At 65.6% G+C, this 13,700-nt stretch carries 10 protein-coding genes; 7 read left to right on the top strand and 3 right to left on the bottom strand.

The genetic code is table 11. The annotated features are described in order from the left end of the window. Positions 1–155: 155 nt before the first annotated feature. The 3 genes from P9255_RS06660 to P9255_RS06650 all read left to right on the top strand — a co-directional run bounded on the left by P9255_RS06660 (position 156) and on the right by P9255_RS06650 (position 5,370). A complete protein-coding gene (locus P9255_RS06660) occupies positions 156–2,537 on the top strand; it encodes a penicillin acylase family protein (protein WP_309766156.1) in 2,382 nt (793 codons plus the stop codon). Positions 2,538–2,628: 91 nt separating this feature from the next. Further along, the gene (locus tag P9255_RS06655; RefSeq protein WP_309789270.1) at positions 2,629–4,098 is read left to right on the top strand and encodes a M20 family metallopeptidase; all 1,470 of its coding nucleotides are present in this window, start codon (positions 2,629–2,631) and stop codon (positions 4,096–4,098) included. 177 nt (positions 4,099–4,275) lie between these two features. Further along, a complete protein-coding gene (locus P9255_RS06650; RefSeq protein ID WP_309789269.1) occupies positions 4,276–5,370 on the top strand; it encodes a malate/lactate/ureidoglycolate dehydrogenase in 1,095 nt (364 codons plus the stop codon). A gap of 62 nt (positions 5,371–5,432) precedes the next feature. On the opposite strand, the gene P9255_RS06645 is transcribed toward P9255_RS06650, so the two are convergent. After that, positions 5,433–6,329, bottom strand: a complete 897-nt coding sequence (locus P9255_RS06645) for an NAD-dependent epimerase/dehydratase family protein (protein WP_309766153.1) — start codon at positions 6,327–6,329, stop codon at positions 5,433–5,435. Between the two features lie 116 nt (positions 6,330–6,445). On the opposite strand from P9255_RS06645, the gene P9255_RS06640 reads away from it, so the two are divergent. Together P9255_RS06640 and P9255_RS06635 are read left to right on the top strand one after the other, a co-directional pair. Further along, entirely contained in the window at positions 6,446–7,333 is an 888-nt protein-coding gene (locus tag P9255_RS06640) for a LysR family transcriptional regulator (protein WP_309766152.1), read from the top strand. A 27-nt stretch (positions 7,334–7,360) separates the two neighbouring features. Next, positions 7,361–7,765: a Rid family hydrolase gene (locus P9255_RS06635; RefSeq protein ID WP_309766151.1), complete on the top strand. Its 405-nt coding sequence runs from the start codon at positions 7,361–7,363 to the stop codon at positions 7,763–7,765. On the opposite strand, the gene P9255_RS06630 is transcribed toward P9255_RS06635, so the two are convergent. Both P9255_RS06630 and P9255_RS06625 read right to left on the bottom strand, forming a co-directional pair. Then, positions 7,748–9,430, bottom strand: a complete 1,683-nt coding sequence (locus P9255_RS06630) for an acid phosphatase (RefSeq protein WP_309766150.1) — start codon at positions 9,428–9,430, stop codon at positions 7,748–7,750. The two genes, P9255_RS06635 and P9255_RS06630, sit on opposite strands and share 18 nt — an antisense overlap. A gap of 269 nt (positions 9,431–9,699) precedes the next feature. Next, positions 9,700–10,494: a sulfite exporter TauE/SafE family protein gene (locus P9255_RS06625; RefSeq protein ID WP_309766149.1), complete on the bottom strand. Its 795-nt coding sequence runs from the start codon at positions 10,492–10,494 to the stop codon at positions 9,700–9,702. A 410-nt stretch (positions 10,495–10,904) separates the two neighbouring features. Here P9255_RS06625 and tssF point away from each other — a divergent pair, with 410 nt between their 5' ends. Both tssF and P9255_RS06615 read left to right on the top strand, forming a co-directional pair. Then, positions 10,905–12,818 carry a type VI secretion system baseplate subunit TssF gene (tssF, locus tag P9255_RS06620; RefSeq protein WP_309766148.1) on the top strand — a complete coding sequence of 638 codons (1,914 nt, stop codon included), beginning with the start codon at positions 10,905–10,907 and terminating at the stop codon, positions 12,816–12,818. A gap of 91 nt (positions 12,819–12,909) precedes the next feature. After that, on the top strand, positions 12,910–13,689 hold the full coding sequence (locus P9255_RS06615) for a phage late control D family protein (protein WP_309766147.1): 780 nt from the start codon (positions 12,910–12,912) through the stop codon (positions 13,687–13,689). Positions 13,690–13,700 lie beyond the last annotated feature (11 nt).

Here is a 13,700-nt window from a genome sequence, read left to right as displayed (position 1 = left end):
GCCGATGCATTGCTGCTGACGCGCGAGGCGGCCACCGTCCGCGGCTAGCTTTTGGCGGTGCACGCGCGCCGCACGGTGCGATACTGGCCGACAACCCGCCCGTGCTACCACCCGACCGCACGATCAAAGGGACCGTGACCAAAGGACCGTGACCGATGAATGAGACCGTCAGGCGTGCGATGCTCGGCGCGCTCGCCATTGCGATGCTCGCTGGCTGCGCCGCGTCGAATGAGGCGTCCGAGCGCGCCGACGACGCGCCGTATCGCGCCGAAATCCGCCGCACGCAATCGGGCATTCCGCACATTCGCGCCGGCGACTGGGGCAGCCTCGGCTACGGTTACGGCTACGCGCAGGCACAGGACAATCTGTGCTCGCTCGCCGATGGCTTCGTCACCTGGCGCGGCGAGCGGTCCGAACATTTCGGCGCCGACGCGCGTCCCCCGAACGCGTCGATCTTCGGCCAGCCGCGCAATCTGGACTCCGACTTCTTCTTCCGCCTTGTCGATGACGAGACCGCCGTCGATCGCTATCGCGCCGCGCAACCGCCGGACTTGCGCGGTCTCATCGACGGATTCGCCGCGGGCTACGACCGTTATCTCGCCGATCTCGACGCAGGCAATTTCCCCGGCGCGCACGCGGCCTGCCGGGGCCAGCCGTGGGTCGCGAAAATCGGTCCGGACGATATCTGCCGGCGGCTGATCGCGGCGAATCTGGCGGGCGGATCGGCAAGATTCGTGCAGGCGATCGCAGCGGCGCATCCGCAGAGGGCGGGGGCGGCGGTATCGAGCGATGCGAACGACTTGCGCTACGCCGTCGGCGATCTGCCCGGCATCGGCAGCAATGCGCTGGCCTTCGGCGCGCCGATCACGCGCGACAAGCGCAGCATTCTTTTCGGCAATCCGCACTGGTTCTGGCGCGGCCCGGACCGCTTCTATCAGGCGCATCTCACGATCCCCGGCCGGCTCGACGCGGCGGGCGTTTCGTTTCTCGGCGTGCCGCTGATCGTGCTCGGCTTCAACGAGAACATCGCGTGGACGCATACGGTCTCCACCGCGCGCCGCTTCGGCATCTTCGAACTGACGCTCGATCCCGCCGATCCCACGCGCTACCGGTTCGATGGCGCGACCGAGCCGATGACGCCCGTGCCGCTCACCGTGCGCGCGCGCCGCGCCGACGGTTCGCTGGAACCGGTGACGCGCACGCTGTATCGCACGCGCTTCGGGCCGGTCGTCGATCTGTCGCCGCTCAACGCCGCGCTCGGCTGGAACGCGCAGCGCGCCTACGCGCTCGCGGACGCCAACGCGAACAACGTGCGCAGCTTCGAAAACTTCTTCGCGTGGAACCAGGCGCGTTCGCTCGACGATTTCATCGCCATCCAGAAGCGCTACGCGGCGATTCCGTGGGCCAACACGTTCGCAATCGGCCGTGGCGATGCCCGCGCGTGGTTCGCCGACATCGGCGTCATTCCCGGCGTGCCGGACGCCCTCGCTGATGCCTGCACGCCGCCCGCCGGCCGTGCGCTGGCGGGCCGCATGCCCGGCGTGCCGTTCCTCGACGGTTCGAAAAGCGCGTGCGCGTGGACGCAGACGGGAATGCTCCCCGTCGATCAGATGCCGAGCGCGGCGCGCGGCGACTACGTCGGCAACTTCAACGACAGCTACTGGCTCACGAATGCGAACGTGCCGCTTTCGGGCTATCCGCGCATCGCGGGCGTGGCGCGCTACGAACAGTCGCTGCGCACGCGCTACGGGCATCAGCTTGCCGCGCGGCTGCAGCGGGAAAGCGGCGGCGTCACGCGGGAAGCGGTGGAATCGGCGGTGCTGGAAGCGAGATCGATGTCGGAGACGCTGTATCGACAGCCGCTGCTCGACGCCGTCTGCGCCCCCGGCGACGCCGCGAGCGCGCTCAACGACGCCTGCGACGTGCTGCGCAAGTGGAACGGCACGGCGGATATCGACGCGCGGGGCGCGAATCTGTGGGACGAGCTGTGGCAGCGGCTGATGCGCATCCCGCCCGAGCGTCTCTTCGCGACGCGCTTCGATCCGTCCCGCCCGCTGACGACGCCGAGCGGGCTGAACACCCGCGATCCTGCCGTCGTTCAGGAGATCCGGCAGGCGCTCGGCGGCGCGGCGCTCGCGCTGCGGCTGCACGGCTTCGCTCTCGATTCGCGTCGCGGCGATCTCCTCTACACCGTGCGCGACGGCGCGCGCATTCCGCTCTTCGGCGGCTGCGACGAAGCGGGCTATTTCACGGTCGTGTGCGCGGGGCGTCCGCTCGACGCGAAGGGCTATGCGATGGACGCGAACGGCGAGGGCGACAGCTATCTGCAAGTCGTCACGTTCACCGAGAACGGGCCGCAGGGCGTCGAAGCCGACACGCTGCTCGCGCCCGCCGAATCGGACGACCCGGCCTCGCCGCACTTCGGCGACGCGACGCGCCTCTTCGCCGGCAAAGAGTGGCAGCGCTTTCCGTTCACGGACGAGGCCATCAGCGCGAATTTGGCGGGGACGCCGCTCGTCGTCACCGGTCGTCGCTGACGAACCGGCGCATTGTTCATACGACAAGACGGCACGCGAATCGTAAAGATTCCCGTCTATGATGGAGGTTTGCCCGCATGGAACCTCTGTCATGACACCTGGCGACAGCACACAACATGAAGAAGCAGTACGGCTCGATTCGTCCGCACTGCAGGAATTCGTCAATCGCAAGTGGGACGACGAGATCGTTCCCGCGCTGACCGACTACATCGCGGTGCCTGCGAAAAGCCCGATGTTCGACGCCGACTGGGCGCGTCAGGGTTTCATCGAGCGCGTGGTGACGGACGCCGTCGACTGGGTGAAGACGCAGCCGGTGAAGGGGCTGAAGGTCGAAATCGTGCGACTTTCCGGCCGCACGCCGGTCATCTTCTTCGAAGCGCCCGCGACGCGATCGGGCAGCGCGGAAACCGTCGTCCTCTACGGGCACCTCGACAAGCAGCCGGAATTCGAAGGCTGGCGCAGCGATCTCGGCCCCTGGACGCCCAAGCTCGAAGACGGCAAGCTCTACGGCCGCGGCGGCGCCGACGACGGCTACGCGACCTACGCCAGCATCACCGCGCTGGCGGCGCTCGATGCGCAGGGCGTCGAGCGGCCGCGCTGCGTCGGCATCATCGAGACGTGCGAGGAATCGGGCAGCTACGACCTGTTGCCGTACATCGACGCCTTGCGCGACCGGCTCGGCGATGTCGGCCTCGTGATCTGCCTCGACTCGGGCGCGGGCAACTACGACCAACTGTGGCTCACCACGTCGCTGCGCGGCCTCGTCGCGGGCGATCTCGAAGTGCAGGTGCTGGAAGAGGGCCTGCATTCGGGCGGCTACGGCGGCATCGCGCCGTTGACGTTCCGCATCATGCGGCAACTGTTCGAAAGGCTGGAAGACGCCGCGACCGGCAACCTGCTGCCGAAGAACTTCCATTGTCCGATTCCCGCGCAACGGCTGAAGGAAGCCGAAGCGACGGCGCACATCCTCGGCGACGATGTCTGGAAGAAGCTGCCGTGGAGTTGCGGCCAGGACGGCGGCACCGTGCTGCCGACCACCACCGATCCGAGAGAAGCGCTGCTCAATTCGACGTGGCGTCCGTCGCTGACGGTGACGGGCGCGGCCGGACTGCCTCCGCTCGCCGATGCCGGCAATGTGCTCGCGCCGCGCACGGCGTTCAAACTGTCGCTGCGCCTGCCGCCGCTCGTCGAAGCGACCGCAGCCGTTGCCCAGTTGAAATCGCTGCTGGAGCTCGATCCGCCGTATAACGCGAAGGTCACGTTCAAGCCCGAAGCCGGCGCGGCCACGGGCTGGAGCGCGCCGGAGCTTGCGCCGTGGCTGGCGTCGTCGCTGAACGACGCGTCGCTTCGTCATTTCGGCGCGGACGTCGCCTATATCGGCCAAGGCGGCACCATTCCGCTGATGAACACGCTGAAGGAAGGCTTCCCGCGCTCGCAGTTCATGGTGTGCGGCGTGCTCGGGCCGAAGTCCAACGCGCACGGCCCGAACGAGTTTCTGCACGTGCCGTACGCCAGAAAGCTGACGGCGGCCGTAGCGGAAGTGATCGCTGCCGCGCCCTGACCGGCAAACCGTCCTGACGAAAGACGACGCCCGCCACGAGCGGGCGTTTTTTCGCCGTTTTCAGCGATTTCTCAAAAACAAACTGGTCAGGCCAGTTGATCGTCTGTAAAGTGATAGGCCGCGCGCTTCTCAAGAAAGCGTCGAAATCCGCAATCGATCAAGGAGACGAGAGTCGCAATGAACGAAACCAGCAAACCCGAACAACGCATTGCCGCCGATACGCTGCACGCCTATGTCCGCGCGATCTGGGAACGCGCCGGCAGCGCGCCGCGCGAAGCCGAACTGGTCGCCGATCACGTCGTGATGTCGAACCTGTCGGGACACGACTCGCACGGCGTCGGGATGATCCCGCGCTATGTGTCGTCGCTCGGGGACGGGCAGTTGCAACTGAACACGCACGCGGAAATCGTCCGCGACGCCGGCGCGGTGCTGACCGTCGACGGCCGGAAGGGCTTCGGGCAAGTCGTCGCCTACGAGGCGATGGAGTACGGCATCGAGCGCGCGAAGAAGTTCGGCGTCTGCGCGGTCGGCCTGCGCAACGCGCATCACATCGGGCGTATCGGACACTGGGCGGAGCAGTGCGCGAACGCCGGGCTCGTGTCGTTCCATTTCGTGAACGTGGCGGGCGATCCGCTCGTCGCGCCGTTCGGCGGCATCGACCGGCGCTTCGGCACGAATCCGTTCTGCGCGGCGTATCCGCGTGATGGCAAGAACCCGCTCGTGCTCGATTTTGCGACGGCCGGAATCGCTTACGGCAAGACGCGTGTCGCCTACAACAAGGGCGTGCAGGTCGCGCCCGGCATGCTGCTCGACCACGAAGGCCGGCCGACGGTGGAACCCAAGGTCATGCATGAGCAGCCATTCGGCTCGTTGACCGCGTTCGGTCTGCACAAGGGATCGGGCCTCGCCGCGCTGTGCGAGATTTTCGGCGGAGCGCTCTCGGGCGGTTATACGACGCACGAAAGCACGCTGGAGAAAACGAGCGCGATCATGAACTGCATGACGTCCGTGATTCTCGATCCCAACGCCTTCGACGCCCCCGCCGCTCAGGCCGAAGCCGAAGCGTTCCTCGAATGGATGAAGGCATCGCCGCGCGCCGAGGGCATTGACGCGATCTATGCGCCGGGCGAGCCGGAAGAAGCGCGCCGCGCGGAGCGCCGCGCGAACGGCGTCCCCATCGATCCGACTACGTGGAAGCAGATCCGCGAATCCGCGCAGAAGTCGGGCATGGCCGAAGCCGATATCGAGCAGTTCGCCAGCGCGTTGAAGTAAGACCAACGGAAACGCGGCGAAATTGGTCAAGCCAATTTCGCCGCGCGTTCGGCACTTCCGGATCAGCGGACCATTTCCTTTTCGATCCATTCGATGACCGACGTGCGCTTCGGCTGCCAGTCGAGCAGTTTGCGCGCGCGTTCCCCGCGCACTCGGCTGTTCGAGCCGAGGCCGTAAGACGCCATCTCGTAACCCCATTCTTCGATCGCCTGTTCGAGCGGCCAGTCTTCCGGTCCGCGCAGGCCGAACGCCTTCGCCATTGCCGCCGTCATGTCGCGGAACTGCGCTTCGCCGCTTTCGACGAAATAGAACGTGCCTGCGGGCGTCTTGTCGAGCGCGCGCCGATAAACGTCGACCACATCGTCGATATGCACGTTCGACCAGATGTTCAGGCCGGGCCCCACATGCCGCACGACGCCGCTTTTCTTCGCTTGCCGCTCGAGGCGCGGCAGCTGCACGCTGGCCGTGTCCGGGATGGCGCCGTGACCGTAGATCAGCGTGTTGCACAGCACGGCCGAGCGCACGCCGCGCTTGGCGGCATCCAGCACCAGATTGTCGATGGCGACGCGCGGCGCCTTGTCGGCGGTCGGCTCCGGCAGCGCGTCCTCCGTATAAATCGCGTCCGACGCCTTGCCGCCGGACGCATCGCCGACGATGCTCGATCCGCTCGTATGCAGCAACGGCTTGTCCGAACCTCCAAGCGCGCCGATCAGCGCTTCCACCGCCCCACGATGATCGCTGCTGGCTGCATTGATGACGGCATCGGCCGCGCGCGCTTCGGCGGCGAGCAGGGCGGCATCGTCGAGGCTGCCGACGACCGGCTCGATACCGGCCTCGCTGAGCGCGTCGCTTTGCTCTGCCCGGCGAATGAGTCCGCGCACTCGATGGCCGTCGCGCACGAGGCCCGCTGCAATCGAACCGCCGATGAAACCGCTCGCGCCGGTGATGAAGATATTCATGTGCTTCGCTCCAGGAGATGAATCAGTGCGCACAGTATCGTCCGCTTCGACTTTCGCAAAAAGAGTGGTAGTCTCAAATAAACCTTGACTGAGAATCAATAATCCCGTGCGCCCCCATGAAAACGAATACCGATGAACTGCTCGTTTTCGTCACCGTGATCGACAGCGGTTCGATGACGGCCGCCGCCGAAACGCTGCAACAGACGGTTTCCGGCGTCAGCCGCACGCTGACACGCCTCGAGAAGAAGCTCGGTGCAACGCTCGTCCGGCGCACCACGCGCCGCCTGCAACTGACGGAGGAAGGCGAATTGTTCCTCGCCCGCGCCCGCGCGATTCTCGCCGCGATGGACGACGCCGAGGAAGCCATCTCGCGACGGCGCGAGCGGCCTGCCGGGCGGCTGCGCGTGGATGCAGCGTCGCCCTTCATGCTTCATTGCGTGGTCCCGCATGTGAGGGCGTTCGCATCGCTTTATCCGGAGATATCGCTGGAACTGACGAGCAACGAGCGTATCGTCGATTTGCTGGAGCAGCGGGTGGATATCGCGATACGAATCGGCGCGCTGCAGGATTCCACACTGCACGCGCGCGCACTCGGCAGCAGCAGGCTGCGCGTGCTTGCCAGTCCCGCCTATCTCGCGGAGCACGGCGAACCGCGCGATGTCGAAGAGCTGATGCGCGCGCGGCTCATCGGCTTTACCGCGCCGGAAAGCCTCAACGACTGGCCGCTGCGCGATGGCCGCGCGGCGTTCGTCACGATCCGGCCCGCGGTGTCGGCGTCGAGCGGCGAGACCATCCGGCAACTCGCGATCGACGGCGGCGGCGTTGCCTGTCTAGCCGATTTCATGACCGCCGCCGACGTCGAAGCCGGCCGCCTCCGCACGATCCTCGACGACGCGCTCGAAGACGTCCGGCAACCCGTCAGCGCGGTCTATTACCAGAGCGAATCGATGGCGGCCCGCGCCCGCGCATTCCTCGATTTCCTGGCGGGCAGGCTCGCGCTCTGATCCACGAACTCTCGACTGCCAACGAAGATGACACCGATAGAAACCATCAACGCCCCCGGCCTGCCGATTCCCGCCGGCCACTACAGCCACGCGACGCGCGCCGGCAACCTCGTGTGCGTCTCCGGCCAGTTGCCGATGCGCGCCGACGGCACGCATACCGGCGACCGTCCGTTCGATGAGCAGGCCGAACAGGCCTTGCGCAACCTGCGAACCGTGCTCGAAGCCGCGGGCGGCGGCCTGAAGGACTGCATGGAGGTCACGGTATATCTCGTCGGCGTCGAGCACTGGAAGACGTTCAACGAGATATACGAGCGGCACTTCGGCGCGTGGAAACCGGCGCGCGCCGTCGTGCCCGTCGGCGCGCTGCATTACGGCTCTGCTGGAGATATCGGCGCGCGCGTGGATCGAGCGCGGCTAGGCGAGGTCGAGTGAAGCGGTGAGATCGCCGAGCGGCGCTTCGCCGTTCGCCGCGAAAGCCCGGTCACGCGCGACGACGCCATCGAGCGGTGCGAGGTCGTGCACGCGCGAGATGAAGCGCAGGATCGAATTCGTGTCGTAAACGGTGTGATCGACGTAGCCTTTTTTTGCGAGCGGCGACACGACGATTGCCGGAATGCGCGAACCCGGTCCCCAGCGATCGCCCTTCGGCGGCGCAACGTGGTCCCACCAGCCGCCGTTTTCGTCGACCGTCACGATCACGACCGTGTTTTCCCACTGCGGCCCGCGCCGGATGCGTTCGATCACGTTCGAAATATGCCGGTCGCCCGATGCGACATCCGCGTAGCCCGCGTGCATGTTCAGGTTGCCTTGCGGCTTGTAGAACGTGACGGGCGGCAGGCGGCCCGCGTCGATATCGGCGAGCAGCTTGTTCGTGGAAGGATCGTCGCCGAGGCCGGCGTCGCGCAGATGCCGTTCGCGCGCTGCCGTTCCCGGCGCGAAGTTGCGGAAGTAGTTGAACGGCTGATGGTGATACTGAAAATCGGGCACCGCGCCGGTGTCCCGATGCTCGATTGCGTATTGCCACGCGCCGCTGTACCACGCCCAGTCGATGCCCTTCCCGGACAGGCGGTCGCCGATGGTCGCGTACGTCTGCGGCGGCAGCACGTTCGCGTTCGACGTATCGGCGAAGCGCGGGTCGCCGTCCGGCGCGGGCTTGACCATGCTCGGCTGGAACGGCGCGGCCATCGTGTTGACCGCGTAGCCATCGGCGGTGAGCGAGCTGTCGCGCACGAACTTCGGCGGTCCTTCGAGCGCAGACTTCGGCGAATCGGGCGCGAGCTTCAGGCGCGAGCCGGTCGGATCGTCGCCTTCGACCACGGATATCAGTTTGGACGCGGGGCTGTTGCGCGCATCGGGATAGAACGGCGCCTGCGCGGAAATCAGGAAGATGTGATTCAGCCAGGAACCGCCGAACGCCGACATGAAGAAGTTGTCGCAGAGCGTGTATTGCTGCGCGAGTCCCCAGAGCTTCAGAGTATCCGGCGAGTTCCGGTAGTGGCCCATGACGAGACCGCCCGAGTCGCTCCACGCGGCGAACTGATTGTTGCGCCCGGCGTTGATTTGCATCTGGTTCTGATAGAAGCGATGCACGAGGTCGCGTGTGATGACGCCGGTCGGCAGAGGGTCGCCTTGCGCGTCCGCAAGCCGGAACGGGCCGTTGCGCAGCGCGGCGATCTGATTCTCCGCGATGGCGTAGCGCTTGCCGTCGAATTCCTGCGACTGCGGCACGAGACCGCCCCAGATTCTGGGCAGCGTGGGCAGCGGCGTGATGCCGTCCCGGTCGAACTGCGTGTACTGCGACGCCGACACGGCCGACAGCGGATACTGCACGCCCGGAAAGTCGCCGTAAAGGTTGGTGAAGCTGCGGTTTTCCGCGTAGATCACGACGATCTGCCGCACCTTCGCGGCGAGCGTGCGGTCCAGCGAAAGGTCGGCGGCGGTCTTGGGCGCCGACGGCTTGTGCTCGAAGAGGTTGCATCCGCCGAGCGACAGGCCGGCAAGCCCGACGCCGGCCGCGATCAGACGCCGGCGCGCGGGATCGGCGGGCGCGTCGTTGTCGGCGGGGAGGTCCTGATGCAGATGCTCGTTCTCTTTCATTGCCTGACTCCTCGTGAACCCGCAGGCCGCCGGCTTGCGCTCGCAATATCGACGGCAAGGAACGGCGCGCGTATCGCGATGTCTGTGCACCACGCCGCGCCGCCGGAATGGCTGCGCGTGTTTGAAGCGGCGCGTCAGCCGATTGACAGCGCATGATGCCGCATCGGCCGGCCGCGTGATACTCGGTCAAACGGCTAGGCCAGCGGCGGAGCTGCGATTTCGCCTATGCCATCCGGCCGACTGTGCATCGCCGGGCGCGGTGACTAGGATCAGCTCAACACGAGTTTTGCGCCGACGAGCACGAGCGTTGCGGCAAGGACGTGGCGCAGCAGCGCTTCGGGCGCTTTCGACGACAGCGCGCTGCCGATGGCGATGCCCGGAATCGACCCGACGAGCAGCGAAAGGAGCAGCGCCCAGTCGACGGAGCCGACCATCCAGTGTCCGGCGCCCGCAATCAGCGTGAGCGGGACGGCGTGCGCCACGTCGGAACCGACGATGCGCGCGGTCGCGAGACGGGGATACAGCAGCAGCAGCACGGTCACGCCGATCGCGCCCGCGCCGACCGAAGTGATGGACACCAGCACGCCGAGGATCGCGCCGGTGAGAATCGTCCACGCGGCGGTGCGCGCCGGGTTCTCGGGGCGGCTGCGTCCCTTCTGATAGGCGAGACGTGCGAGTTGCGTGCGGAAGACGAGCGAAACGGCGGTGATGAGGAGCGCGGTGCCGAGGATCAACTGGATGAGCCGCGCCGTATCGGGGGAAGTCATGCCGTGCCGGTGAAGGAAGTAGAGCGTCACGGCCGCAGCCGGCACGCTGCCCGCGGCGAGCCGCCCGGTGATGCGCCAGTCGACCGAGCCTTTCAGGCCATGCACGAGCGTGCCGGCGGTCTTGGTTGCGGCGGCGTAGAGCAGGTCGGTGCCGACGGCCGTCGCTGGATGAATGCCGAACAGGAGGACGAGCAGCGGCGTCATCAGGGAGCCGCCGCCCACGCCAGTCAGGCCGACGAGGAATCCGACCGCGAGCCCGGAGGCGGAATAGAGTAAATCGATATGCGGGAATGACATCGAGCGGAAGAGGACTCGTCAGGCGAGGGTGGAGTCGAAGAACCGTTGATGATAGCGGGTAAGACGCTCGGGTGCTGTGCGGGGGGAATAGAGACCTCCGCTGCCAGTTCTTTTCGGGGCCTTGTCAGTGGTTGCTTCCCGCGTGCATCACAACTGTTACAGACTCACGCGAAATTTAGGACGTTTCTGACGATTGGACGTTAGCAAACATCACATACTGTGTTGCACCGTCATGGTGGCTCGTCAGCCTGACGAAATGCGGCTTGGTTTCATCGGCGGTGAAGTCGCATACCTCGATCCACGAAGTACGCACAGTAGTAGTCCCCTGCGCACGCAACACAGACAACAGCAGCGGATTCCGCAGGCGGTGCCAATCTCAACTTTCCCTCGAGCGTCGAACCGCACATCTGATGGACCCCCGCCTGCTTCCGCTCTACGACCGCGAACGCCTCTACATGCAGGCGTTGGGCGGTGAGTTCGCCCTTGGGCATCCCAAGATCGCAAGACGCCTTCTGATGCTCGGCTCCGAGACGGGCGATTCTTTCGTCAATCGCCTGATCCAGTCGTCGTCGTTCGTGAACGCACGCATGCAGATGCGTTTCGACGACGAGTTCCCGCTGCTCACGCAGGCTTTGCTGTCGTCGGTCTATCCGGGTTACCTGTCGCCTACGCCGTCCATCGCAGTGGCGCGTTTCTACGCGGGTGGAAAGGCCGCAGGTTTCGTCTCGGGCCACACGGTTGAGCGTGGTGCGGAGCTCACGTCGCTGCGGTTGCCCGATGGCGAGAAGACGGCCTGCACCTTTAGCACGACCCAGGACGTTGCGCTGTTCCCGATCCAATTGGTTGATGGCCGGCTGACCCACGTTCCGCCCGATGTTCAGGGGCAAGATCGCTATGTACCGCCGCACCGGCGGGTGCGCGGCGCCTTGCGTCTGCGTTTGCGCACGCTCGAGGGCATACCGTTCTCCTCGCTACAAGGACTGGACCGCCTGCAGATATACCTCGCTGGGGATGAACGCGTCGCGTCACACCTCCATGAATTGATCCATACCGGCGCTGTCGTCTCGCTTGTGGGCGAGCCGGGACGATTCAGCGAGGCGGGCTATGTGCCGCATGTGGTTGCATCCGATCCTGTCGTCCACGACGGCCTCACCGCCGACGAAGCGGTGCTGCCGCTCGCCGCGCCGAAGTTCATCGGCCACAACCTCGTGAACGAGTATTTCTCCTGTCCGAGCCGATTCTATTTCTTCACGCTGACGGGATTGCAGGCGGGGCTTTCGCGCATCAACGGCAGCGAGGCGGAGATCATCGTGCTGCTGGACCGCTCGACGAGCGAGCTGGCCGAGCGCGTGAACGCCGACATGTTCGCGCTCTTTTGCGTGCCGGTCGTCAACCTCTTCAAGGCGCGCACGGCGGCTGTGCGGACGCAGGACCTGGGGCCCGTGATTCACCTCACGCCGTTCGGCAAGGCGGCGCTCGATCACGAGGTGCATTCCGTCGACAAGGCGATCGGCCAGGCCAGCGAAGAAGAGGACTCGGAGGAATTGCCCTTCCATTCGCTCCACGATGCGCTGCTGCATGATGAAGAAGGCCACGGACGTTATTTCACGGTGCGTCGCGAGCAGCGCCTGGCCAAGGCCAAGGGGCGCTCGTATGGCACACGTGCGCCCTACATCAACACCGAATCGTTTCTCTCGCTGGTCGGGCGAGATGGCCTGCCGTACACGCCGGGCGAGCATGACGCGCCGATCAACTACCTGTCGTTCGATGTGTGGCTCACCAACCGCGACCTGCCGGGCCTGCTCGACTGCAACGGCGTGAGCGACGTGAAGCTGCCCGGGTCCGCGCCGCTCGCCAGCGTGGGCCTCGTGCGCGCGCCGAGCCGATCGAGGCCGCCGCTAGGCGTGGGCATCAAAGCGTGGCAATTGCTCGCGCAACTGGCGATCGAACACGCGGATTTCGATGACCGCTACGACGAGCCGAATCCCGGCGAGGGCTTGCGCAGCCTCCTGCGGCTTTATCTCTCGGCGGATATGCCCGCGTTGCGGCGGCAGGTAGAGAGCCTGTCCTCGGCGACGCTCACGCCGGTCAACTGCGTCGTTCCTCATGCGATTCCGCCGATGGTGCGTGCGCTGGAATGCGCCGTGACGGTCGATGAAGAGGGCTTCGAAGGCGTGAGTCCCTATGCGTTGGGGCTGGTCCTGGAACGGTATCTCGCACGACACGCCTCCGCGCATTCGTACACCCAGGCATTGCTCGTATCGGAGCAGCGCGGGCGCATTGCGGAGTGGCCGCCTCGGCCGGGCACCCGCAGCGTGGCGTGAGGCCCGCAAAGCGGAGCAGATAAAGAGTCGAATCGAATTCCTGCACGGCAAGCACCGTGACCTAATCAAAATAATCAGGGAGCAGTATCAGATGTTCAATCCGCTGCAAAGCCGCACGCTGAAGATCGAGTGCCAGGCGCTGCCCACCTGGGGCGGCGCCGGCATCCTCATCCCTCAGCGCGTCAAGGGTGTCGAGGCGCTCGGGGAGCTCTTCGAATACGAGGTCGATTTCGCCTCGGTCGACAGCCCGACGTTCCGCATCTGGAATGCGCGCGACCTCGTCAAACCCGATGAACTGATCGGCAAACCGATCGAAATACAAGTCGAATTCGAGGGCAAGGGAACCTTCGTTCCGGGCCTGCCCGGCAATCTGGGTGCAGGCAACGTCGGCGCAGGCGTGCGCAGGATCAACGGCCTCATCACTGAAGTGCAGCAGACCGGCAGTGATGAGCGGCGCGTCTATTACCGGTTCACAGTCAGACCTTGGCTCTGGCTGGCATCGCAGAATCGAGATAATCGGGTGTTCCAGGACGTGAGCGTCCTGGACGTCACGGAGGCGGTGCTGAAGGGCTACACGTTCCCATGGGACAAGCGCCTGGCCGCCGTCGCGCTGAACAACAACGTCTTTCCGAAGCGCGACTTCATCAGACAGTTCTGGCAAAGCGACTACGAATTTCTAAAGCAACTGTGGACCGAGTGGGGGCTGTATTACTACTTCGATGGCATGAAACTCATGCTGTGCGATTCGCCCGGCTCGCACAAGAAGCACGGCAATGCGTATGACTCGGTACTGTATCACTCGCCCGAGGGCAAGCGCATTGACGAGGAGCACATCCATAGTCTGAAGGTGCTGCGTGTCAACGCCGACTGAAACCTGACCCA

It is taken from the genome of Caballeronia sp. LZ019, assembly GCF_031450825.1.
Classification (GTDB): Bacteria; Pseudomonadota; Gammaproteobacteria; order Burkholderiales; family Burkholderiaceae; genus Caballeronia.
This window is presented reverse-complemented; position numbering and strand designations above follow the sequence as displayed.

Excerpts from the sequence above, each read along its gene's own strand:
- P9255_RS06660 (WP_309766156.1), top strand. The coding sequence starts at position 156 with ATGAATGAGACCGTCAGGCGTGCGATGCTCGGCGCGCTCGCCATTGCG.
- P9255_RS06655 (WP_309789270.1), top strand. The coding sequence starts at position 2,629 with ATGACACCTGGCGACAGCACACAACATGAAGAAGCAGTACGGCTCGAT.
- P9255_RS06650 (WP_309789269.1), top strand. The coding sequence starts at position 4,276 with ATGAACGAAACCAGCAAACCCGAACAACGCATTGCCGCCGATACGCTG.
- P9255_RS06645 (WP_309766153.1), bottom strand. The coding sequence starts at position 6,329 with ATGAATATCTTCATCACCGGCGCGAGCGGTTTCATCGGCGGTTCGATT.
- P9255_RS06640 (WP_309766152.1), top strand. The coding sequence starts at position 6,446 with ATGAAAACGAATACCGATGAACTGCTCGTTTTCGTCACCGTGATCGAC.
- P9255_RS06635 (WP_309766151.1), top strand. The coding sequence starts at position 7,361 with ATGACACCGATAGAAACCATCAACGCCCCCGGCCTGCCGATTCCCGCC.
- P9255_RS06630 (WP_309766150.1), bottom strand. The coding sequence starts at position 9,430 with ATGAAAGAGAACGAGCATCTGCATCAGGACCTCCCCGCCGACAACGAC.
- P9255_RS06625 (WP_309766149.1), bottom strand. The coding sequence starts at position 10,494 with ATGTCATTCCCGCATATCGATTTACTCTATTCCGCCTCCGGGCTCGCG.
- tssF (WP_309766148.1), top strand. The coding sequence starts at position 10,905 with ATGGACCCCCGCCTGCTTCCGCTCTACGACCGCGAACGCCTCTACATG.
- P9255_RS06615 (WP_309766147.1), top strand. The coding sequence starts at position 12,910 with ATGTTCAATCCGCTGCAAAGCCGCACGCTGAAGATCGAGTGCCAGGCG.